The sequence below is a fragment of the Pseudomonas sp. 3HC3 genome (assembly GCF_044904505.1).
GTDB lineage: Bacteria > Pseudomonadota > Gammaproteobacteria > Pseudomonadales > Pseudomonadaceae > Aquipseudomonas > Aquipseudomonas putida_Y.
In genome coordinates this window covers 377,653-399,037 of sequence record NZ_JADDRH010000002.1, presented here as the reverse complement: position 1 = coordinate 399,037, position 21,385 = coordinate 377,653, and the positions used below count along the sequence as shown (strand labels likewise).

Here is a 21,385-nt window from a genome sequence, read left to right as displayed (position 1 = left end):
AGGTTCCTTGGAAGTCAGACGGTCGCGGCGCGTTGGCGCCAGGCTTGGGAACGGCGCAGCAGGCCGCGCGAGGCTGCAGCCAGCAACAATGAGGCGCCGGCACTGGTCAGCAGGATCAGGGTGGACATGGCGGCGGCACCGCCAACGTTGCCGGCGTCGTCCATGTTCAGCACGGCAACGGCAGCCAGGAGGGTGTCGGGGCTGTACAGGAAAATCGCTGCCGACACGGTGGTCATCGCCGATACGAACAGGTAGCGGATGATATCCAGCAGTGCCGGCAAGCAGATCGGCACAGTCACGCGCAGGAAGTGCTTGTACAGCGGCGCTTTCAACGACAGCGCGGCGGCCTCGAACTCGCCGTCGAGCTGGCGCAGGGCGGTGGTCGCGGTCATCTGCGCGGTGGTCAGGTAATGGGCAATGGTGCACACCACCAGCAACCCCATGCCGCCGTAAAGCACATGCAGCGGGTTGCCGTTCAGGTTGAAGAAGAATACGTAGCCCAGGCCCAGCACCAGGCCCGGCACGGCCATGGGGATGAAGCTGAGCAGGCGCAGCGCATGGTTGAGCAGGCGTTGGCCCTGGGTCTTCTCCATCAGGTAGGCACCGGTGAAGATCACGATGCTGCCAATCAGCGCGGTGCCAATGGCCATGGTCACGCTATTGCGGTAGGCCAGCCAGCCGCCACCGGCAGTGTCTTCGAACATGTAGTGGCGCAGCGACAACGACAGGTTGTAGGGCCAGAAAGTGACCAGCGAGGAGTACACCGCCATGCCGATCACCAACAGCAACGCCGCGCACACCAGCAGCACAATGGTCAGGAAGCAGGCATCGCGGCCGCGTGATGGCTTGGGTTCGAACACCTGGGCACGGCCGCCCATTGCCTCGCCCTGGCGCCTACGCAGCCAGGCGTCGACGGTAAAGCTGAACAGGGCCGGCAACAGCAGCACCATGCCGATCAGCGCGCCACGACCGAACTGTTGCTGGCCCACCACCGCCTTGTAGGCTTCCAGCGCCAGCACTTGATAATCGCCCCCCACCACGACCGGTACACCGAAGTCTGTGATAGTTAGCGTGAATACCAGGCAAAATGCCGCGAATACCGCCTGACGCGAGGCCGGCCAGGTGATGCTGGTGAACGCCCGCCACGAGCCTGCCCCCATACTGGAGGCCGCATCGAACAGGCGAGCATCGGCCAGTGACAGTGCCGACAGCAGAATCATCAGCGCATGCGGGAAGGTATAGATGGCCTCGCCCAGCACGATGCCCCAGAAGCCGTAGATATTGTCGCTGAGTAACCCGCGCAGCAGGCCCTGATTGCCAAACAGATAGACCAGGGCGATGGCCGGCAGCATCGACGGTGCCAGCAATGGCAGCAGCGAAATCCCCCGCCACAGGCCCTTGGCCGGGATCAACGTGCGTTGCAGGGCAAAGGCGAACAAATAGGCCAGCGGTACCACAATGGCCGCGACAGTGAAGGCCACCGACAGGCTGTTGCCAAGCAACCAGCGGAAGCTGGCGCTGGCGAACAGTTCACGGGCCGCCAGCAAGCCACCACCCTGGCCCGCTTCCCCGCTGAAACCACGCCAGAAGATCGCCAGCAAAGGCATCAGCACGGCCAGCACCAACAGAATCAGCAGCAGGCTCTTGCCGCCGACGACGAACAACCGGTCACCCAGGGCGATGCCAGCACGCGGCGCGGCTTTGGCCTGGCTCAACGGCAGGGACATTGGCGCGGCCATCTCAGGCAAACACCTGCAGGCTCTGCGGCGGCAACGCCACCCAGATGTCCTGCGAGCCCAAGTGCGGCATGGCCTCGGGGGCCAGCTCGGCCAGCAGGGCATGGCCTGGCAGAGCCTTGAGTTCAAAGCTCATGCGGCAGCGGTTACCGAGGAAGGTGATTTCGCGGACCATGGCCGGGAACAGGTTTTCTTCGTGCACCACCGGGTTGACCGTGATCGCTTCCGGGCGGCAGAACAGCCGGCCACTGCTGGCCTGGGCTGAACCCGGCGCCAGGCGCATGTTCATGTCGCCGACCTGGGCATGGCTGTCGCTGCTGCGCTGGAACGGCAGCCAGTTGCCCTGGCCGACGAACTCGGCAACGAACGGCGTGGCCGGATGGTCGTAGATTTCCTGCGGGGTGGCGTACTGCTCGACCTGACCGTTGTTCATCACCGCAATGCGGTCGGCCATCAACATGGCCTCGTCCTGGTTGTGGGTAACCATCAACGTGGTGATGCCCAGTTGGCGCTGCAACTGACGCAGTTCGGTGCACAAGTGCTCACGCACCCGGGCATCCAGCGCCGACATCGGCTCATCGAGCAGCAGCAGCGATGGCGACGGTGCCAGCGCGCGGGCCAGGGCCACACGCTGCTGCTGGCCACCGGAGAGCTGGCCTGGGTACTTCTTCTCGCTGCCCGTCAGGCCTACCAGTTCGAGCATTTCGGCCACCCGCTGGCGGGCCTGCTCCCGACCACTGCCCGTCAGGCCATAGGCGATATTGGCTTCGACGGTAAGGTTGGGAAACAGCGCGTAGGACTGGAACAGGATGCCGTAGTCCCGCGCCTGGGGGGACAGATCGGAAATATCACGTTCGCCGATGTACAGCGTACCGCGGTCCTGGCGTTCCAGGCCGGCAATGCAACGCAGCAGCGTGGTCTTGCCACAGCCGGATGGGCCGAGCAGGCACACCAGCTCGCCCGCGGCGATGTCCAGCGAGACATCGTTGAGCGCCGTGAAGGCTCCGAAGCGCTTGTGGATATTGCACACTTTTATCTGTGCGCCGGGGGTGGTGTGGTTCATGGCAGGGCCTCATCGAAGAGATGGGGCCATGCTAGGCAGGCTGTGCGAAGGTTCTGTGGCTTTAAGGCAAAAGCCGGTGATAGTGGTATAGGCAGATTTAGTAGTGGCCTGTGCCGGCCTCTTCGCGGGTAAACCCGCTCCTACAACGGAATACGTGTACGCGGAAAATGCAGGCATGCGGGTACGCTGAAATGCAGGAGTGCGTTTAGCCGCGAAGAAGCCAGCAAAAATCTAGAACTGCGAACCGGCCACTTCCTGCGCCACCCCCAAGAATGCCGCCGGCAACCGGGCCTGGCGCCGTTCCTTCAGGCAATACAGGTACTCGTGCATCACCGGCGCATTCTCCAGCGCCAGCACCCGGAGCTCAGGGTTGTGCGGCACCTCATGGCGGGCAATCACGCTGATGCCGATATTGCGCAGCACCGCTTCGCGGATCGACTCGCGGCTGCCGATTTCCATCATGGCGCTGGCCTTGACCCCAGCCTCCTGCATCATCTGCTCGGTCAGCTTGCGTGTGGTCGAGCCCTTCTCGCGCATCAGCAGGCAATGCCCCGACACCACCTCGATCGACACCGTCTGGCGATGGGCCAGCGGGTGGTTGCGGTGCACCGCCACCACCAAAGGGTCAGTGCCCAATATACGCCGCACCAACCGTGCGTCCTCCACCCATTGCGACGACGCGGCAATATCCACCCGGTAATCCTCGAGCATTTCCAGCACCTGCTGCGAATTGCCGATCTCCACCGCTACCTCAACCTGCGGCAGGCGTTCGCGATAGACCTTGACCAGGTCGAGAATGTAGTAAGGCGCAGTGGCAGCGATGCGCAGGCTGCCCTGGGCCTGGCCACTGTTGCGCAGCTCGAACTCGATGTCGGCTTCCTGCTGCAGCAGCGCCTTGACCATCGGCAGCAGGCGTAGGCCCTCCTCGCTCAATACCAGGCGCCGCCCGCCGCGGTAGAACAGCTCCACAGCGTACTGGCCTTCCAGGCTGCGGATCTGGGTGGTCACCGTGGGCTGGCTAAGGCCAAGCTTCTTCGCCGCCTGGGTGATACTGCCCAGACGGGCCACCATGTAGAAGGCCTTCAGCTCGGCACTCAGCATGCACGTCCTCTATTTGCGCAAAAGGCGCAAGCCGTTGAACACCACCAGCAAGCTCACGCCCATATCAGCGAACACCGCCATCCACATCGTGGCCATGCCGGCAAAGGTAATCGCCAGAAATATCGCCTTGATGCCCAACGCCAGAACGATGTTCTGCATAAGGATCGCCGCACTTTGGCGCGACAGCCTGACGAAGGCCGGGATTTTCCGCAAGTCATCGTCCATCAGCGCCACATCAGCCGTCTCGATGGCGGTGTCGGTGCCGGCAGCAGCCATGGCAAAGCCGATTTCGGCGCGGGCCAGCGCCGGGGCGTCGTTGATGCCGTCACCGACCATGCCCACCCGATGGCCTTGGGCGTACAACGCCTCAATGGTTTTCAGCTTGTCGGCCGGCAACAGGTTGCCCTCGGCGCGGTCGATCCCCACCACGGCGGCAATGGCCTGCGCAGTATGGGGATTGTCACCGGTCAGCATGACAGTCTTGATACCCAGTTGATGCAATTCGGCGATCGCCTCACGGCTGCTGTCCTTGACCGTGTCGGCCACGGCGAACAGTGCCAGTGGCCCGGAGCGGTCGATCAGCAGGACCACGGTCTTGCCCTGGCGCTCCAGCGCATCCAGTTGGGCCTCCAGCGCTGGCGAACACAGCCCCAGTTCCTCGACCAGGCGGTGGTTGCCCAAATGGTAGACCTCACCGGCGATCACGCCGCGCACACCACGCCCGGCCAGGGCGGCGAAGTCACTGACCTCGCTCAAAGCCAAGCCTTGCTGCTTGCCGAACTCGGCAATGGCGCGGGACACCGGGTGGTCCGAGCGCTCGCCCAGGCTGGCCGCCAAGGCTTGTGCACGGTCTTCGAACAGCGGCACCAGCACCTTGGCGTCGGTCTGCACCGGCTTGCCATGGGTAATGGTGCCGGTCTTGTCCAGGGCCAGGAAATCAAGGTGGCGGCCACCCTCCAGGTACACGCCACCCTTGATCAGGATGCCTTTGCGCGCGGCGGCGGCCAGGCCACTGACGATGGTCACCGGGGTCGAGATCACCAGCGCGCACGGGCAGGCCACAACCAGTAGCACCAAGGCCCGGTAGACCCAGTCGAACCAGGCGCCAGCCATGAACAGCGGTGGTATCAGCGCCACGGCCAGGGCAATGGCGAACACCACCGGGGTGTAGATGCGCGAGAATCGGTCCACAAAGCGCTGGGTAGGCGCCCGCGCGCCTTGCGCTTCCTCCACGGCCTTGATGATCCGCGCCAGGGTCGACTGCCCGGCAGCGGCGGTGACGCGAAACTCCAGCGCCCCCGCCTGGTTGATGGTGCCAGCGAACAGCTTGTCGCCCACAGCCTTCTCTACAGGCAGGCTTTCGCCGGTAATCGGCGCCTGATCGACGCTGGATTGTCCACTGGTCACTTCACCGTCCAGGCCGATGCGCTCACCCGGGCGCACCCGCACCAGTGCGCCGATGTCTACCTCACGCACTTCCACCTCGCGCCACTGGCCATCGGCCTGCTGCACCGTAGCCATGTCCGGGGTCAGTTGCATCAAGCCGCCGATGGCATTGCGCGCACGCTCCAGCGAGCGCGCTTCGATCAGTTCGGCAACGGTGAACAGCACCATCACCATAGACGCTTCCGGCCACTGGCCAATCAATACGGCCCCCGTCACGGCGATACTCATCAGCGCATTGATGTTGAGGTTACGGTTTTTCAGGGCAATCCAGCCCTTCTTGTAAGTACCCAGACCGCAACCGAGGATCGCTGCCAGTGCCAGGCCCGCCACCACCCATTCCGGGGCGAGTGCAGCAAAGTGCACGATTTCGGCGGCGATTGCGGCAACGCCCGACAATGCCAGTGGCCACCAGCGGGCCTTGGCCGGTTGTGGCACGCTGGCGCTGCCATCGTCCTGAGCGGCAATCGGCTCGGCCTTCATGCCCAGGCTGTCGATAGCCCGCTCGATATCGACGGTGCCATCCAGGGTGTGGCGCACGCCAAGCACGCGGTTGATCAGGTTGAATTCCAGCTGTTCGATACCGGCCAGCTTGCTCAGCTTGTCCTGGATCAGGGTCTGCTCGGTGGGGCAGTCCATCGCATCAATGCGGAAACGGCTGAGTTGCGCCTGGGCGCTGGCCGTTTCGCTCAGTTGCACCAGCGGCGGCACGGCTTTGGCGCCGCAGCAGCTGTGGCCGTGGTCGTCATCGCCATGAGCGTGATCATGCGGATGCTTGTGTTCGTGGCTGACAGGCTGGTTCATGGGGTCATCCTTAAATTGAGCCTGTTGCCAAGTGAACACCCTGTAGCCACTATAGGGTCAAGCCACTTGCTGGAGATTTCGTGATGAAGATCGGAGAACTGGCCAAAGCCACCGACTGCGCGGTGGAAACCATCCGCTACTACGAGCGTGAAAACCTGCTGCCGGAGCCAGCGCGCAGCGACGGCAACTACCGGCTGTACACCCAGGCCCATGTGGAGCGGCTGACCTTTATCCGCAACTGCCGCACGCTGGACATGACCCTGGACGAAATTCGCAGCCTGCTACGCCTGCGCGACAGCCCCGACGACGCGTGCGGCAGCGTCAATGCGCTGATCGACGAGCATATCAAGCATGTTCAGGCGCGGATCGATGGCTTGGTGGCATTGCAAGAGCAGCTGGTGGAGCTGCGGCGACGCTGCAACGCGCAGGGGAGTGAATGCGCGATCTTGCAGCAACTGGAGACGAACGGGGCGGTATCGGTGCCGGATACCGAACATTCGCATGTGGGGCGCAGTCACGGGCATTGAGCCAAAAGCTTCGCGGGTGAACCCGCTCCCACAGGGGCCGCGCACGACTTAGGCCTGTGCAGTAACCTGTGGAGCGGGTTCACCCGCGAAGAGGCCAGTTCAAACAATGAAGATCTATCAGACCGCCATCGGCGCTGTCATCGGCGCGTGGTGCTCATAACCTTCCAGCCAGAAATCACTCGGCTCGATCTTCTCCAGCCACTCCGGCTCATACTTGCCAGTTTCGGCAAATGCCGGCACACGGTCGCTGATGACCAGCTTCGGCGCCTCCAGCGGCTCGCGCTGGAGCTGCTCGTTGAGCATGTCCAGATGGTTTTCATACACATGGGCATCGCCGATGAAGTAGGTGAACCAGCGCGGTGTATAGCCGGTCAGGCGGCCGAACAACGACAGCAGCGCCGCACCTTCGGTGAGGTTGAACGGTGTGCCCAGCCCCAGGTCGTTGGAGCGGATGTAGAGGGTCAGGGAAATTTCCCTGGTCTCGACATTCGGGTGGAACTGGTACAGCAGGTGACACGGTGGCAGTGCCATTTCGTCCAGTTGCGCGCAGTTCCAGCCATGGAACAGGATGCGGCGGCTACCCGGGTCGTTGGCAATGGTGTCCAGGCACTGGCGCACCTGATCGATCGCCTTGTACAGGATGACGAACGCGACGCCGTCCTCTTCGTCCTGGGCAATGCGGCGGAAACCGGCTTGCTCGGCCATTTCGATGGCCGCCGGGTTGCTCAGCGGGATGCGCTTGTAGCCCGGCCACTGGCGCCATTGCACACCATAGATCTCGCCCAGGTCGTCATGGCCTTGGCGGAACGGGTTGGCCAGCCACTGGGCGTTTTCGTTGGCATTCTGGTCCCAGACCTTGCAGCCCAGCTCGCGGAACTCACCGGCGTTCTTCACGCCACGCAGGAAACCGACCATTTCACCGATCGCCGACTTGAACGCCAGCTTGCGCGTGGTAATGGCCGGAAAACCCTTCTGCAGATCGAAACGCAGCATCGCGCCCGGCAGGCTGATGGTGCGGATGCCGGTGCGGTTTCCTTGCAACGTGCCGTTGTCGATGACGTCGCGGACCAGGTCCAGATACTGTTTCATGGCTTACCTGTAGCAAAAACGGCAGGGGGATCGCCCCTGCCGTGGGATTAATCAGGCGGGTTTCGCCGTGGGCTTGCGATTATAAGCCCACCAGATCAAGACGAGGCCACCGACTATCATCGGAATGCACAGCAACTGGCCTTGAGTGAGCCAACCGAACGCGATGTAACCGAGTTGTGCATCCGGCACCCGGACAAACTCCACGGCAAAGCGGAAGATGCCGTAGCACAGCGAGAACATTCCCGACACCGCCATGGTCGGCCGTGGCTTGCGCGAGAACAGCCACAGGATGACGAACAGCGCCACGCCCTCGAGGGCGAACTGGTACAGCTGCGAGGGGTGACGCGGCAGCTGCGCCGGGTCACTGAACGGCGGGAAGATCATCGCCCATGGCAGATCGGTAGGCTTGCCCCACAGCTCGGCGTTGATGAAGTTGCCGATACGCCCGGCGCCCAGGCCGATCGGCACCAGCGGGGCCACGAAGTCCATCAGCTCGAAGAACGACTTGTTGTTGCGCTTGCCGAACCACAAGGCCGCCAGCATCACGCCGATGAAGCCGCCGTGGAACGACATACCGCCCTTCCACACTTCGAAGATCAGCGTCGGGTTGGCCAGGTAGGCGTGCAGGTCATAGAACAGCACATAGCCCAGGCGCCCGCCGACAATCACCCCCATCGACAGCCAGAACACCAGGTCGGACAGCTTCTCGCGGTTCCAGGTGGGGTCGAAGCGGTTCAGCCGGCGTGAGGCCAGCAGCCAGGCACCGCCGATGCCGATCAGGTACATCAGGCCGTACCAATGGATTTTCAGCGGCCCGATGGCCAAGGCCACGGGGTCTATCTGCGGGTAAGGCAGCATGGAACTTCCTCTCGATTCAAATCAAAAAGCTGAGGCCGACACAGAACAGCAGGGCTGCGAACAGGCGTTTCAACAAACGGGGCGACAGCTTGTGCGCCAGGCGCGCGCCGAAGCGGGCAAAAAACATGCTGGTCACGGCAATGCCGACCAGCGCCGGCAGGTACACGTAACCCAGGCTGTTAGGCGGCAGATGCTCCTCGTGCCACCCCAGCAGCATGAAGCTCAGGGCACTAGCCACAGCAATCGGTAGGCCACAGGCCGAGGACGTGGCCACTGCCTGCTGCATGGGCAGGCTGCGCCAGGTGAGGAACGGCACCGTCAGCGAACCACCGCCAATGCCGAATATGGCCGAAGCCCAGCCGATTACGCCGCCTGCGCCGATCAATGCGGGCTTGCCGGGGACGCCACGGCTGGCCTTGGGTTTGAGGTCCAGCGCCATCTGCGCGGCGATGACCAGGGCGAACACGCCAATGATCTTTTGCAGCAGTGGGCCCTGGATCAGAGAAGCGGTCTTGGCACCGACACCGGCCCCCAAGAGGATGCCAAAGGTCATCCAGACGAAGATCGGCCATTGCACCGCCCGCTTGCGGTGGTGCTCCCGCACGGCGTTGATCGAGGTGAAGACGATGGTGGCCAATGACGTGCCGACGGCCAGGTGGGTCAGTACCGAAGCGTCGAATCCCTGCAGGGTAAAGCTGAACACCAGCACCGGCACGATGATGATGCCGCCGCCCACGCCGAACAGCCCGGCCAGCACACCGGCACAGGCGCCCAACAACAGATAGAGCACGAATTCCATTCGGCTTCTCCTAGAAATCAATCCGGCATGGTAACGGAAGCCGGGCTCGTGGCTCTAGTGAACTCTGTGTCAGGATGGATCCGCACCGCTCCTGTGGGTACAGTGACAAAAAACACTGAGGCCCAACCCATGTGCCTGATCGTATTTGCCTGGCGGCCAGGGCACGCCCTGCCGCTGATCGTGGCGGCCAACCGCGACGAATTCTATGCCCGCCCCACTCAGCCCCTGGCGGCCTGGGAGGATGCACCTGGGGTGCATGCCGGGCGCGACCTGGAGGCAGGCGGTACCTGGCTGGGCGTAGGCCCACAGCAGCGGTTTGCCGCGCTGACCAACATCCGCGACCCGGGCCAGGCGCCGGGGCCTCGCTCGCGGGGTGAGCTGGTGGCGGCGTTTCTGCAAGGGGAGCTGGGGGTCGAGGCTTACCTGGACCAGGTGGCCAGCCGTAGCGAGCAGTACTCGGGGTTCAACCTGCTGGTGGGTGATGGGCAGCGACTGGGTTATCTGCATGCCCGTGAGGCCACGCCGCGCCTGCTGATGGCTGGGGTTTACGGGCTTTCGAACGCCGGGCTGGATACACCATGGCCGAAACTGGTGAAGGCACGTGACGGGCTGCAGAGCCTGCTGGACACACCGGAGCCGCACAGGCTGCTGGCATTACTTGCGGATAACGAGCCCGCGGCTGATGGTGATCTACCCGAGACAGGCGTGGGGTTGGCAACCGAGAAGTTGCTGTCGAGCGTATTCATCGCAAGCCAGAATTACGGGACCCGGGCGAGTACAGTACTGATTGTGGATAAAAAGGGGAAAAGGAGGCTGGTTGAGCGCAGTTTCGGGCCTTTTGGTGGGCATTTGGGGGAAATAGAGTTGCTGGCCTGAGCATTTGATGTTGTTTGTTCGGGCCTCTTCGCGGGTGAACCCGCTCCTACAACGGCCTGTGCCGGGCCACCGATGTGTGCCCCCCCGCTCCGCGCGTAGGAGCGGGTTTACCCGCGAAGAGGCCCGAACAGGCAGGCGCTCAGTCAGAGGGTCTTGTTGGCCTCAGGCCCAATCATCCGGGCCAACCCAAGGTTCTTCAAGGCCAGTTGCAGCGAGCTATGGATAACCTGCGGGTTGTCATGGCTCAAGGCCTCGGCCAGCAGTTCCTTGGCCTTGCCCATATTGATCTGGCGCAGCATCCACTTGACCTTCGGCAGGTTGGTGGCGTTCATCGACAGGCTGTCAAAGCCCATGGCCATCAACAGGACTGACGCTGCCGGGTCACCGGCCATCTCACCGCAGATGCTCACCGGCTTGCCTTCGCCATGGGCGTCGCGCACCACCGTGTTCAGCGCCTGCAGTACCGCCGGGTGCAGGTAGTCGTACAGGTCGGCAACCCGCGGGTTGTTGCGGTCCACCGCCAGCAGGTACTGGGTCAGGTCATTGGAGCCGACCGACAGGAAATCCACCTGCCGCGCCAGTTCCTTGGTCTGGTACACCGCCGCTGGAATTTCCACCATTACACCCACGGGCGGCATCGGTACATCGGTACCTTCATCACGCACTTCACCCCAGGCGCGGTGGATCAGGTGCAGCGCCTCTTCCAGCTCGTGAATGCCGGAAATCATCGGCAGCAGGATACGCAGGTTGTTCAGGCCCTCGCTGGCCTTGAGCATGGCGCGGGTCTGTACCAGGAAGATTTCCGGGTGGTCGAGGGTGACGCGGATGCCGCGCCAGCCGAGGAACGGGTTTTCTTCCTTGATCGGGAAATACGACAGTGCCTTGTCACCACCGATGTCGAGGGTACGCATGGTTACCGGCAGCGGGTGGAAGGCCGCCAGCTGCTCACGGTAGATGGCCAGCTGCTCTTTCTCACTGGGGAAGCGCTGGTTGATCATGAACGGCACTTCGGTGCGGTACAGGCCTACCCCTTCGGCGCCGCGCTGCTGGGCACGGGCCACGTCAGCGAGCAGGCCAGTGTTGACCCACAGGGGCATGCGGTGGCCGTCGGGGGTGATGCACGGAAGTTCGCGCAGTGCATCCAGCCCTTGGGCAAGCTGGCGCTCCTCCTCGACCACTTCGCTGTACTGCTTGCGCAGCACTTCGCTGGGGTTGGTGAACACTTCGCCCTTGTAGCCGTCGACGATCAGTTCAATACCGTCGACTTTGGAGTACGGCAGGTCGACCAGGCCCATCACCGTGGGGATGCCCATGGCCCGCGCGAGGATGGCGACGTGGGAGTTGCCCGAGCCGAGTACCGAGACCAGGCCGACCAGCTTGCCTTCCGGCACTTCACCGAGCATGGCCGGTGTCAGTTCCTCACTGACCAGGATGGTGTTGTCGGCATACACCAGCGACTGCGAACGTGCTTCCTGCAGGTACGCCAGCAGGCGCCGCCCCAGGTCCTTGACGTCGGAGGCACGCTCACGCAGGTAGTCATCGTCCATCAGCTCGAAGCGGTTGACGTGCTCACCCACCACCTGGCGCAGGGCGCCCTGGGCCCATTGGCCGGTCTTGATGACCTCGGTCACCTCTCCGCCCAAGGCTGCGTCTTCAAGCATCATCAGATACACATCGAACAGCGCGCGCTCTTCCGGGCGCAGCTGGGTGGCGAGCTTGGCCGACAGCTTGCGCATGTCGTCGCGCACACCTTCCAGGGCGTTCTGGAACAGCCTGAGTTCGGCGTCGATATCATCGACGGTCTTGTCCGGGACCACTTCCAGATCGGCCGGCGGCAACATCACCACCGCACGCCCCACGGCGGCGCCAGGCGACCCCGGCACACCCACGAAGCGCGCCTCCTGGATACCTTTGCCCTGACGGCCCAGGCCACGGATCGAGCCGGTAGCCTCGGCGTGGGCGATAACCCCGGCAAGCTGGGCGCTCATGGTGACCAGGAAGGCTTCTTCGCCCTCGTCGAACTGGCGGCGCTCCTTTTGCTGGATGACCAGTACACCGACCACACGGCGGTGGTGGATGATCGGCGCACCCAGGAAGGAGGCGAATTTCTCTTCGCCGGTTTCGGCAAAGTAGCGGTAACGCGGGTGGTCGGCTGCGTTTTCCAGGTTCAGCGGCTCTTCCCGGGTACCGACCAGGCCAACCAGGCCCTCGTTGGGGGCCATGCTGACTTTACCGATGGAGCGCTTGTTCAGGCCTTCGGTAGCCATCAGCACGAAGCGGTTGGTTTCCGGGTCGAGCAGGTAGACCGAGCAGACCTGGCTGCCCATGGCTTCCTTGACGCGCAAGACAATGATCCCCAACGCCGACTTGAGATCTTTGGCGGAGTTTACTTCCTGGACGATCTTGCGCAGCGTATTGAGCATGGCTCGGGGTCGAACTCCGTCGTCAGTCGCGCGTCAAAAGACGCGGTGCTAGCTCTTTCAGGGCGCGTCGGTACACCTCGCGCTTGAATGTCACAACCTGGCCCAGCGGATACCAATAGCTCACCCAGCGCCAGCCGTCGAACTCCGGCTTGCCGGTCAGGTCCATCCGCACCCGTTGTTCGTTGCTGACCAGGCGCAGCAGGAACCACTTCTGCTTCTGGCCGATGCACAGCGGCTGGCTGTGGGTACGTACCAACCGCTGTGGTAAACGATAACGCAACCAGCCACGGGTGCAGGCAAGAATTTCTACATCATCGCGTTCAAGGCCAACTTCTTCGTTCAGCTCGCGGTACAGGGCATCTTCCGGCGTCTCGTCAGGGTTGATACCACCCTGGGGGAATTGCCAGGCATCCTGGTTGATCCGTCGAGCCCATAGCACCTGCCCGGCATCATTCGTGAGAATGATCCCGACATTGGGGCGAAAACCATCCGGGTCGATCACGGCAGCAACCTCGCAAACGCATGTCAACGCATTGTTCCACAAAGCTTGCGAGCGCAGCAACGCGCCCGCCAAGCTTATGTGCAGCTGCGTGAAAACTCCGTATTCTGCGGGCCTACCCTGTGGCTGATGCGAGTGACCGCGATGCGCCTGGCTTTATTCGACCTGGACAATACCCTCCTCGGTGGCGACAGCGACCATGCCTGGGGTGACTATCTTTGCGAGCGCGGCATTCTCGACCCGGTCGCCTACAAGCAACGCAACGACAGCTTCTACCAGGACTACCTCAATGGCACCCTGGACCTGCAGGCCTACCTGGCCTTTTCCATGGAGATCCTGGCGGCAACACCCATGGCCAAACTCGACGAATGGCACCGCGACTTCATGCGCGACTGCATCGAGCCCATCATCCTGCCCAGGGCCCTGGCCTTGCTGCAGCAGCACCGCGAGGCGGGCGACCAACTGGTGATCATCACTGCTACCAACCGCTTCGTCACCGCACCGATCGCCCGGCGCCTGGGGGTGCGGGTGTTGCTGGCAACCGAGTGCGAGATACGCGACGGCCGCTATACCGGGCGTAGTACCGATATACCGTGTTTCCGTGAAGGCAAAGTGACGCGGCTGGAGCGCTGGATGCTGGAGAACGGCTTTGATCTTGAGGACAGCTACTTCTATAGCGACTCGATGAATGACCTGCCGTTGTTGCAGCGGGTGACCCATGCAGTGGCAGTGGACCCGGCCCCGGACCTGCGGGCCGAGGCGGATAAGCGCGGGTGGCCGGTGATCTCGCTGCGAGATTGAGGTTTCGCGTGCCGGCCTTTTCGCGGGCACGCCCGCTCCCACAGGAATCACCACGGGCCTTGAGGGCTGCGCTGTACCTGTAGGAGCGGGTTCACCCGCGAAGAGGCCGGCACAAACAGCACAAGGCTGTCAGACCGGCTTGGCCCCCATCAGCCCGGCAATGGACAGGAAGCAAACCCCACTGAACACCGCCAGCGCCAGGGTAAACCGCAACCCGACCACCTCGGCCTTGCGCAGCCGGTTCAGCCGCACCAGCAGCCACCACAGGGCAAACGCACCGAAGGTATAGATGACACTGGATGCCAACACCCAGGTCTGCCCCAGTGGCCAGCCCACCAGGTGTACCAGCCACCAGCCGGTGAACGGCATGCTTAACAGGCACAGGCCCATCACTAGCCAGACGAACACCAACGGCCGGCGCAGCAGCTTGCCGTAGGCTTCGGCATCGCCCTGGCGGCGGGCGCGCCAGGCCCAGATCGCCAGGCCCAGGGCGCCCAGAAGCAGCAGCGCGGTGGCGATGATGTGCAGGGTCTTGAGCGTGGTCAGGTGTTCCATGTCTCGGTCGTCCTTAAAAAGGCATTTTGCGGTAGCTTCTTCGCGGGCTTACCCGCTCCTGCCAAGGTATCTCAGGCCTTGAGGCCTGCGCAGTACCTGTGGGAGCGGGCAAGCCCGCGAAAGGGCCATCAGCCCTAGCTTAGCCGCTCAGCCCAGGAACAGTTTGTAGGCCGGGTTTTCGGTCTCGTCCCAATACGGGTAACCGATCTTGGCCAGCGCTGCCGGCACCAGGTGACGTTCGTCCTCCGGCACCTGCAGCCCCGCCACCACGCGCCCGTCAGCCGCGCCATGGTTGCGGTAGTGGAACATCGAGATGTTCCAGCGCCCGCCCAGCTTGTTGAGGAAGTTGAACAGCGCACCTGGCCGCTCGGGGAATTCGAAGCGCAGCACCATTTCGTCACTGGCACCGGCTGAGTGGCCGCCGACCATATGACGAATATGCAGCTTGGCCAGTTCGTTCTCGGTCAGATCGGTAACCGGGAAACCCTGTTCGGTCAGTTGCTGCACCAGCGCCGCGCGCGGGTCGTTTTCCGGGTGGGTCTGCACCCCAACGAAGATATGCGCTTCGTCAGAGGTGTGCTTGCGGTAGTTGAACTCGGTGATCTGACGCTTGCCGATAGCCTCGCAGAAGGCCTTGAAGCTACCCGGGCGCTCAGGGATGGTCACGGCGATGATCGCCTCGCGCTTCTCACCCAGCTCGGCACGCTCGGCCACATGGCGCAGGCGATCGAAATTGACGTTGGCACCGGAGTCGATGGCCACCAGGGTCTGGCCGGTGACGCCGTAAAGCTCGACGTACTTCTTGATGCCCGCCACACCCAGCGCGCCGGCAGGCTCGGTGATCGAGCGGGTATCGTCGTAGATATCCTTGATTGCCGCGCAGATTTCATCGGTACTGACGGTGACGACTTCGTCCACATGGTGGCGGCAGATATCGAAGGTGTGCAGGCCAATCTGCGCCACCGCCACGCCGTCGGCGAACAGCCCGACCTGCGGCAACACCACGCGCTCACCGGCGGCCATGGCTGCCTGCAGGCAGTTGGAATCGTCCGGCTCGACGCCGATTACCTTGATTTCCGGGCGCAGGTACTTCACGTACGCGGCAATGCCGGCAATCAGGCCGCCACCGCCCACCGGGACGAAGATCGCGTCCAGCTGGCCAGGGTGCTGGCGCAGGATTTCCATGGCGACGGTGCCCTGCCCGGCGATGGTGTGCGGATCGTCGTAAGGGTGAACGTAGACGAAACCCTTTTCATCGACCAGTTTCAGCGAATAGGCCAGCGCCTCAGGGAACGAGTCGCCATGCAACACCACCTTGCCACCGCGTGAGCGCACGCCTTCGACCTTGATTTCCGGGGTGGTCTTGGGCATCACGATGGTGGCCTTGATGCCCATTTCGCGCGCGGCCAGGGCCAGGCCTTGGGCGTGGTTGCCGGCAGAGGCGGTCACCACGCCACGGGCCAGTTCTTCCGGGCTCAGCTGGGCCAGCTTGTTATACGCGCCGCGGATCTTGAACGAGAACACTGGCTGCAGGTCTTCGCGCTTGAGCAAAATCTGGTTGCCCAGGCGCTTGCTCAGCTGCCCGGCGCTCTGCAACGGGGTTTCGACGGCAACGTCATAGACGCGCGAGGTGAGGATCTTCTTGACGTACTGTTCGAGCATCGGGAAAGCATCACTGGGCCGCGGGACGAGGGCTGGGAGTCTACCCTAGCGCTACGTCGGGCGACCACAGCAAAGCCGTGCGAGCCGTTATACTAGGTGACTTTGAAACCGCCCTGCCCCTTCCGGAGCCCGCATGACCCAGGACCAACTCAAACAGGCCGTCGCCCAGGCCGCTGTCGACTTCATTCTGCCCAAGCTGGATGAAAAGAGCGTCGTAGGCGTCGGTACCGGTTCGACCGCCAACTTCTTCATCGATGCCCTGGCTCAGCACAAGACCGCTTTCGACGGTGCAGTCGCCAGCTCCGAAGCCACTGCCCAGCGCCTGAAGGGCCATGGCATCCCGGTCTACGAACTGAACAGCGTCAGCGAACTTGAGTTCTACGTGGACGGCGCCGACGAGAGCGACGCACACCTGCACCTGATCAAGGGCGGCGGCGCAGCCCTGACCCGCGAAAAGATCGTCGCGGCCGTGGCCAAGACCTTCATCTGCATCGCCGACGGCAGCAAGCTGGTGCCGGTACTGGGGGCATTCCCCCTGCCGGTCGAAGTGATCCCCATGGCCCGCAGCCACGTGGCACGTCAGCTGGTGAAGCTGGGTGGCGACCCGGTGTACCGTGAAGGCGTGGTCACCGACAACGGCAACGTGATCCTGGATGTGTACAACCTGCAGATCACCAACCCGGTGGAGCTGGAAGCGCAGATCAACGCCATCGTCGGCGTGGTGACCAATGGTCTGTTCGCGGCGCGACCAGCGGATCTGCTGTTGCTGGGCACCGCTGAGGGCGTGAAGAGCCTGAAGGCCGAGTAACGTTCTTCGCGGGCAAGCCCGCTCCCACAGGTACCCCACAAGCCTGGAACCGTGGCGATCCCTGTAGGAGCGGGTTTACCCGCGAATAGGCCCTGACAGGCGATCAGTCAGCCGGCTGCTTGAACACATAGAACAGGTTCGGCTCACTGACCAGGTAAATGGTCCCCGCTTCATCCATCGCAATGCCCTCCGCCTGCGGCACCGTCGCCTGCAACCCCTGGAAGCCCTTGCGCAAAGACAAGGTACTCAGCGGCCTACCCTCGACATCCAGCTCCAGCACCAGCCGCGACTCGTCCGACAACGCCAGCAGATGCCCACTGCGCTCATCGAACTGCAAACTCGAAAGGTCCCTCACAAATAGCCGTGAATCGCGCTTGCGGTCCTGCACCACATGCACGGCGTAGGGCTTTTCCGGGTTGTCATGCGGGAAGCCATGCACCTCATAGATCAGCATCGGGTCACGCTCCTTCGCCACGAACAGGCGCTTGCCCGCCGAATCGTAGGCCAGGCCCTCGAAGCCCTTGTTGCCATTGAGACCGATGCCCAAGGTCAGCTGCTCGGCATCACCGGCATCGAGAAACAGCGTGTCGTCGTCCAGCCGCACGCGAATCAGCCGTTGCTGACGCTCGTCGGTGATCACATAGCTGTTTGGCCCAACGTACTCCACAGCCTCCGGGTCGCCAAAGCCAGTCAGCGGCACACGCCGCAGGATACGGCCCTCCAGTGACAGCTCGATCAGCTCCGAACGGGCGTTGGTGACCGTGACGAGGGTTTTGCGGTCGGGGTCGTAGGTCAGCGCCGAAATGTCATCATCCAGCCCTTCGACCGGTTGCGCCTCCAGCACCACCCGGTAGCGATCCAGGCCAATGCTGCGCTCCACAGGCTGCCACCAGGTCTTCAGATTGAACCAGCCACGCTCGAACAGGCGAAATTCCTGCCCGGCCCAGCCAAGCAGGAGCAGACCAAGGGCAGCCAGAACAAGGAGCAGGCGAACAACACGTTGCATAAGGACAGACTCGACACCAGGGTGGCGAATCTAATCATGTATGGCTGAAGCAAAGCTTAATGCCAGCGTCAGGCAAATCTGATGATGCTGTCAGTTCTTCTTGAAACGATAGAAAAGCGCCGGCTCGCTGACCATGTAAAGGTTGCCCTTGTCGTCCATGGCCACCCCTTCAGCCCGCGGAATGGTGTCTTCAAGCCCGTTGAAGCCACCCAGCAGCGTCATGAAGCTGACTTGCTGGCCCTGCTCGTCCAGCTCCAGCAGCATGTTGGAGTCGGCCGAAAGCACCAGCAAGTGACCAGTACGCGGGTCGACACTCAGCGCAGACAGGTTGCGCAAGTCGAGTTCATCGCTAGGCAACGACTGTTTGTCACCCTGGAGCGGGCTGCGGCCATCGGTACCCCAGGTGTACAGCTTGGGCGGGCGCTCCTCGCCAATGATCAGGCGCTGGCGCAGCGGGTCCCAGGCGATGCCCTCGAAGCCCTTGTTGCTTTTGACCGACGGGCCCAGGTCGTGGCTTTGGAAGTCGTCGTGATTCAGTGCCGTGGTCTGCGCGTCCACCTTGACCACGGTCAGATCGTGCAGGCGCTCGTCAGTGATGGCCAGGTTGCCGTCTTCCAGCACCGCGACGCCTTCGGGGTTGTTCCAGCCGTTGAGCGGGATCTTGCGCAGTACATCGCCCTCCAGGCTCAGCTCGACCAGGATCGGGTTCTTACCCATGACCGCGAACAGGGTGCGGGTTTGCGGGTTGAAGGCCACATCCGAGGCTTCATCATCGTCCATGCCCGGCAGCGGTTTGGCGTCGATGTCCACCTGGTAATCCGGCAACCACACGCTCTCGCTACGCTCGGCGGTGCTTTCGAAGCTTTCTTTTACCCACAGTGCACCGCGGTCATCCCAGTGCATGGCCACGGCCACGCCATAGCCGATCACCGCCGCCACGGCCAGGCCGAAGGGCCAGCGCAGGTAGAAGCGACGCTTGGGGGTTACCGGGGCGCTGGAGGAGGATGGCATGCAGTGATCCTGGGAAAATGGGCGTAGGTGCGCGCATTATCCGGATTGGGTGTGAAAAATCGGTAAACAGGGCCGGCCTCTTCGCCGGTAAACCCGTGCCCAAGGTGCTGCACAGTATTCAAGGCCTGTGCAATCCCTGTAGGAGCGGGTTTACCCGCGAAGAAGGCGACGCGGTTTCGAGTTAAAGCACCCGGCTTTCGAAGCGGCTCACACCCGGCAGCTCCAGTACCAGCTCGTCACCAACGTTGAACGGCCCAACGCCCGCCGGGGTACCGGTGAGGATCACATCCCCCGCCTGCAACGAGAAATGCGCTGCCATGTACTGAATCATCGGCACGATCGGGTTAAGCATCATCGCGCTGTTACCCTCCTGGCGCACTTCGCCATTCACGGTCAGGCGCACCGGGATGTCTGTCACATCCTCGAAGCTGGCGGCCGAGACGAACGGTGGCAGCACGCAAGCGCCGTCAAAGCACTTGGCCAGCTCCCAAGGCAGGCCCTTTTCCTTCAGCTTGGCCTGCACGTCGCGCAGGGTCAGGTCCAGCGCCGGCGCGTAACCGGAAATGGCGTCCAGCACCTCTTCCTCGCTCGGATGGGTCGACAGCGGTTTGCCCAGCAGTACGGCAATTTCAACCTCATAGTGCACCGACCCACGCTCGGCCGGGATCTTGAAGCCACCTTCGACCGGCACCACGCAACTGCCCGGCTTGATGAACAGCAGCGGCTCGGTGGGGATCGGGTTATCCAGTTCCTTGGCGTGCTCGGCATAGTTACGGCCGATGCACACCACCTTGCCCAGGGGGAAGTGAATGCGCGTGCCGTCTATGTACTGGTGCTGGTAACTCATGGCCGACTCCTCTGGATACTGCTTTTTATTCAGGAGCAAAGATCTTACCCGGATTCATGATGCCGTTAGGGTCGAACACGGCCTTTATTGCCTTCATGCAGGCGATTTCTTCGGGGGAGCGGCTGTAGCTCAGGTAGTCACGCTTGGTCATGCCTACGCCATGCTCGGCAGAAATCGACCCGTTGTAACGCTCGACAATCTCGAACACCCACTTGTTGACCTTGGCACACGAAGCGAAGAAGTCGTCCTTGCTCATATGCTCAGGCTTGAGGATGTTCAGGTGCAGGTTGCCGTCACCAATATGGCCGTACCACACCACTTCATAGTCCGGATAATGTTCTGAGACGATGGCGTCGATATCGCGCAGGAACGCAGGCACTTTCGAGACGGTGACAGAAATGTCGTTCTTGTACGGTGTCCAGTGCGAGATGGTTTCCGACAGGTACTCGCGCAGCTTCCACAGGTTTTTCAGCTGGGTTTCGCTCTGGCTCATCACCCCATCCAGCACCCAACCCTGCTCGACGCAATGCTCGAAGGTAGCCAATGCTTCGTTGGCAACGTCTTCAGTGCTGGCCTCGAACTCCAGCAGCGCATAGAACGGGCAATCAGTCGCGAACGGCGCAGGTACATCGCCGCGCGCAAGGATCTTGGCCAGCCCCTTGTCGGAGAAGAACTCGAAAGCGGTCAGGTCCAGCTTGCCCTGGAAGGCGTGCAGCACCGGCATGATCGAGTCGAAGTCCGGTGTGCCCAGCACCATGGCGGTGAGGTTGCGCGGTGCGCGGTCCAGGCGCATGGTGGCCTCGACCACGAAGCCCAGCGTACCCTCGGCACCAATGAACAGCTGCCGCAGGTCGTAACCGGTGGCGTTCTTGATCAGGTCCCTGTTCAGTTCCAGCAACTCGCCCTTGCCGGTGACCACTTTCAGCCCGGCCACCCAGTTGCGGGTCATGCCGTAGCGGATCACCTTGATTCCGCCGGCATTGGTGCCGATATTGCCGCCAATCTGGCTGGAGCCGCTGGAAGCGAAGTCCACCGGGTAATACAGGCCTTGCTCTTCGGCGAAGGTTTGCAACTGGCGGGTGATGACCCCTGGCTGGCAAACCACAGTGCGGTCGAAAGCATTGAAGCCAAGGATCTGGTTCATGTAGTCGAAGGCGACCACAACCTCGCCATTGGCCGCCACCGCACCAGCAGAAAGCCCTGTACGCCCGCCAGAGGGCACCAGCGCCACCTTGTGCGCATTGGCCCAGTGCACAATGGCTTGCACCTGTTCTATCGTTTTGGGAAAGACGATGGCGCTGGGCGCTGGCGGGTAATGCTTGGTCCAGTCCTTGCCATACGCTTCGAGGGAAACCGGGTCAGTCAGGACCTTGCCCGGGTCGACAAGGGTCATCAGTTCTTCAATAACAGCGGGGCGGGTCATCGCTGGAACTCTCGACTTATTCATGGTCACCCTGAGCACTCTTCACCTGTCGGG

Annotated in this window: 19 protein-coding genes; 4 read left to right on the top strand and 15 right to left on the bottom strand. The window is 62.6% G+C overall.

The annotated features are described in order from the left end of the window. Positions 1-14 precede the first annotated feature (14 nt). The 4 genes from INQ47_RS06480 to INQ47_RS06465 form a co-directional block, all read right to left on the bottom strand. On the bottom strand, positions 15-1,739 hold the full coding sequence (locus INQ47_RS06480; protein WP_252459148.1) for a putative 2-aminoethylphosphonate ABC transporter permease subunit: 1,725 nt from the start codon (positions 1,737-1,739) through the stop codon (positions 15-17). Position 1,740: 1 nt separating this feature from the next. Then, positions 1,741-2,799: a putative 2-aminoethylphosphonate ABC transporter ATP-binding protein gene (locus tag INQ47_RS06475; protein WP_339444639.1), complete on the bottom strand. Its 1,059-nt coding sequence runs from the start codon at positions 2,797-2,799 to the stop codon at positions 1,741-1,743. Between the two features lie 231 nt (positions 2,800-3,030). Next, positions 3,031-3,900 (bottom strand): LysR family transcriptional regulator, encoded by an 870-nt coding sequence (locus tag INQ47_RS06470; RefSeq protein WP_021783634.1) that lies wholly within the window; start codon positions 3,898-3,900, stop codon positions 3,031-3,033. Between the two features lie 9 nt (positions 3,901-3,909). Beyond that, positions 3,910-6,147, bottom strand: coding sequence for a heavy metal translocating P-type ATPase (locus INQ47_RS06465; protein WP_404701355.1), 2,238 nt, complete (start codon positions 6,145-6,147; stop codon positions 3,910-3,912). Positions 6,148-6,230: 83 nt separating this feature from the next. Between INQ47_RS06465 and cadR the strand changes: the two genes are divergently transcribed. Continuing rightward, entirely contained in the window at positions 6,231-6,674 is a 444-nt protein-coding gene (cadR, locus tag INQ47_RS06460) for a cadmium resistance transcriptional regulator CadR (RefSeq protein ID WP_404701354.1), read from the top strand. A 117-nt stretch (positions 6,675-6,791) separates the two neighbouring features. Here the strand turns inward: cadR and INQ47_RS06455 are convergent, their stop codons facing one another. Genes INQ47_RS06455 through INQ47_RS06445 form a run of 3 tightly spaced genes read right to left on the bottom strand, consistent with a single transcriptional unit; the run spans position 6,792 to position 9,420 of the window. Then, the gene (locus INQ47_RS06455) at positions 6,792-7,763 is read right to left on the bottom strand and encodes a thymidylate synthase (protein ID WP_028697543.1); all 972 of its coding nucleotides are present in this window, start codon (positions 7,761-7,763) and stop codon (positions 6,792-6,794) included. Between the two features lie 51 nt (positions 7,764-7,814). Next, positions 7,815-8,621 carry a prolipoprotein diacylglyceryl transferase gene (gene lgt / locus INQ47_RS06450; RefSeq protein ID WP_404701353.1) on the bottom strand — a complete coding sequence of 269 codons (807 nt, stop codon included), beginning with the start codon at positions 8,619-8,621 and terminating at the stop codon, positions 7,815-7,817. A gap of 16 nt (positions 8,622-8,637) precedes the next feature. Continuing rightward, entirely contained in the window at positions 8,638-9,420 is a 783-nt protein-coding gene (locus INQ47_RS06445; protein WP_339444637.1) for a sulfite exporter TauE/SafE family protein, read from the bottom strand. 129 nt (positions 9,421-9,549) lie between these two features. Here INQ47_RS06445 and INQ47_RS06440 point away from each other — a divergent pair, with 129 nt between their 5' ends. After that, positions 9,550-10,296, top strand: a complete 747-nt coding sequence (locus tag INQ47_RS06440) for an NRDE family protein (protein WP_404701352.1) — start codon at positions 9,550-9,552, stop codon at positions 10,294-10,296. A 143-nt stretch (positions 10,297-10,439) separates the two neighbouring features. Here INQ47_RS06440 and ptsP read toward each other — a convergent pair whose 3' ends face one another. Both ptsP and INQ47_RS06430 read right to left on the bottom strand, forming a co-directional pair. Next, complete coding sequence (gene ptsP / locus INQ47_RS06435; RefSeq protein ID WP_021783579.1) at positions 10,440-12,719, bottom strand: phosphoenolpyruvate--protein phosphotransferase; 2,280 nt, start codon at positions 12,717-12,719, stop codon at positions 10,440-10,442. A 22-nt stretch (positions 12,720-12,741) separates the two neighbouring features. Next, complete coding sequence (locus INQ47_RS06430; protein ID WP_003249017.1) at positions 12,742-13,221, bottom strand: RNA pyrophosphohydrolase; 480 nt, start codon at positions 13,219-13,221, stop codon at positions 12,742-12,744. A gap of 141 nt (positions 13,222-13,362) precedes the next feature. Here INQ47_RS06430 and INQ47_RS06425 point away from each other — a divergent pair, with 141 nt between their 5' ends. After that, complete coding sequence (locus INQ47_RS06425) at positions 13,363-14,019, top strand: HAD family hydrolase (protein ID WP_404701351.1); 657 nt, start codon at positions 13,363-13,365, stop codon at positions 14,017-14,019. A 129-nt stretch (positions 14,020-14,148) separates the two neighbouring features. Here the strand turns inward: INQ47_RS06425 and INQ47_RS06420 are convergent, their stop codons facing one another. Continuing rightward, positions 14,149-14,574 (bottom strand): DUF2269 domain-containing protein, encoded by a 426-nt coding sequence (locus INQ47_RS06420; RefSeq protein ID WP_404701350.1) that lies wholly within the window; start codon positions 14,572-14,574, stop codon positions 14,149-14,151. Positions 14,575-14,721: 147 nt separating this feature from the next. Beyond that, complete coding sequence (gene ilvA, locus INQ47_RS06415; RefSeq protein ID WP_404701349.1) at positions 14,722-16,236, bottom strand: threonine ammonia-lyase, biosynthetic; 1,515 nt, start codon at positions 16,234-16,236, stop codon at positions 14,722-14,724. A gap of 133 nt (positions 16,237-16,369) precedes the next feature. Between ilvA and rpiA the strand changes: the two genes are divergently transcribed. After that, the gene (gene rpiA, locus INQ47_RS06410; protein ID WP_003249004.1) at positions 16,370-17,044 is read left to right on the top strand and encodes a ribose-5-phosphate isomerase RpiA; all 675 of its coding nucleotides are present in this window, start codon (positions 16,370-16,372) and stop codon (positions 17,042-17,044) included. Between the two features lie 103 nt (positions 17,045-17,147). Here rpiA and INQ47_RS06405 read toward each other — a convergent pair whose 3' ends face one another. The 4 genes from INQ47_RS06405 to INQ47_RS06390 all read right to left on the bottom strand — a co-directional run bounded on the left by INQ47_RS06405 (position 17,148) and on the right by INQ47_RS06390 (position 21,331). After that, positions 17,148-18,050 (bottom strand): SdiA-regulated domain-containing protein, encoded by a 903-nt coding sequence (locus INQ47_RS06405; protein WP_404701348.1) that lies wholly within the window; start codon positions 18,048-18,050, stop codon positions 17,148-17,150. A gap of 90 nt (positions 18,051-18,140) precedes the next feature. Continuing rightward, positions 18,141-19,061 carry an SdiA-regulated domain-containing protein gene (locus INQ47_RS06400; protein WP_404701347.1) on the bottom strand — a complete coding sequence of 307 codons (921 nt, stop codon included), beginning with the start codon at positions 19,059-19,061 and terminating at the stop codon, positions 18,141-18,143. A gap of 181 nt (positions 19,062-19,242) precedes the next feature. Then, positions 19,243-19,908, bottom strand: a complete 666-nt coding sequence (locus INQ47_RS06395) for a fumarylacetoacetate hydrolase family protein (RefSeq protein ID WP_252459161.1) — start codon at positions 19,906-19,908, stop codon at positions 19,243-19,245. 25 nt (positions 19,909-19,933) lie between these two features. Beyond that, positions 19,934-21,331 carry an FAD-binding oxidoreductase gene (locus tag INQ47_RS06390; protein ID WP_404701346.1) on the bottom strand — a complete coding sequence of 466 codons (1,398 nt, stop codon included), beginning with the start codon at positions 21,329-21,331 and terminating at the stop codon, positions 19,934-19,936. Positions 21,332-21,385 lie beyond the last annotated feature (54 nt).

What these genes read in the sequence shown, in the direction of transcription:
- INQ47_RS06480 (WP_252459148.1), bottom strand. Translation starts at nt 1,739, where the DNA reads ATGGCCGCGCCAATGTCCCTGCCGTTGAGCCAGGCCAAAGCCGCGCCG.
- INQ47_RS06475 (WP_339444639.1), bottom strand. Translation starts at nt 2,799, where the DNA reads ATGAACCACACCACCCCCGGCGCACAGATAAAAGTGTGCAATATCCAC.
- INQ47_RS06470 (WP_021783634.1), bottom strand. Translation starts at nt 3,900, where the DNA reads ATGCTGAGTGCCGAGCTGAAGGCCTTCTACATGGTGGCCCGTCTGGGC.
- INQ47_RS06465 (WP_404701355.1), bottom strand. Translation starts at nt 6,147, where the DNA reads ATGAACCAGCCTGTCAGCCACGAACACAAGCATCCGCATGATCACGCT.
- cadR (WP_404701354.1), top strand. Translation starts at nt 6,231, where the DNA reads ATGAAGATCGGAGAACTGGCCAAAGCCACCGACTGCGCGGTGGAAACC.
- INQ47_RS06455 (WP_028697543.1), bottom strand. Translation starts at nt 7,763, where the DNA reads ATGAAACAGTATCTGGACCTGGTCCGCGACGTCATCGACAACGGCACG.
- lgt (WP_404701353.1), bottom strand. Translation starts at nt 8,621, where the DNA reads ATGCTGCCTTACCCGCAGATAGACCCCGTGGCCTTGGCCATCGGGCCG.
- INQ47_RS06445 (WP_339444637.1), bottom strand. Translation starts at nt 9,420, where the DNA reads ATGGAATTCGTGCTCTATCTGTTGTTGGGCGCCTGTGCCGGTGTGCTG.
- INQ47_RS06440 (WP_404701352.1), top strand. Translation starts at nt 9,550, where the DNA reads ATGTGCCTGATCGTATTTGCCTGGCGGCCAGGGCACGCCCTGCCGCTG.
- ptsP (WP_021783579.1), bottom strand. Translation starts at nt 12,719, where the DNA reads ATGCTCAATACGCTGCGCAAGATCGTCCAGGAAGTAAACTCCGCCAAA.
- INQ47_RS06425 (WP_404701351.1), top strand. Translation starts at nt 13,363, where the DNA reads ATGCGCCTGGCTTTATTCGACCTGGACAATACCCTCCTCGGTGGCGAC.
- INQ47_RS06420 (WP_404701350.1), bottom strand. Translation starts at nt 14,574, where the DNA reads ATGGAACACCTGACCACGCTCAAGACCCTGCACATCATCGCCACCGCG.
- ilvA (WP_404701349.1), bottom strand. Translation starts at nt 16,236, where the DNA reads ATGCTCGAACAGTACGTCAAGAAGATCCTCACCTCGCGCGTCTATGAC.
- rpiA (WP_003249004.1), top strand. Translation starts at nt 16,370, where the DNA reads ATGACCCAGGACCAACTCAAACAGGCCGTCGCCCAGGCCGCTGTCGAC.
- INQ47_RS06405 (WP_404701348.1), bottom strand. Translation starts at nt 18,050, where the DNA reads ATGCAACGTGTTGTTCGCCTGCTCCTTGTTCTGGCTGCCCTTGGTCTG.
- INQ47_RS06400 (WP_404701347.1), bottom strand. Translation starts at nt 19,061, where the DNA reads ATGCCATCCTCCTCCAGCGCCCCGGTAACCCCCAAGCGTCGCTTCTAC.
- INQ47_RS06395 (WP_252459161.1), bottom strand. Translation starts at nt 19,908, where the DNA reads ATGAGTTACCAGCACCAGTACATAGACGGCACGCGCATTCACTTCCCC.
- INQ47_RS06390 (WP_404701346.1), bottom strand. Translation starts at nt 21,331, where the DNA reads ATGACCCGCCCCGCTGTTATTGAAGAACTGATGACCCTTGTCGACCCG.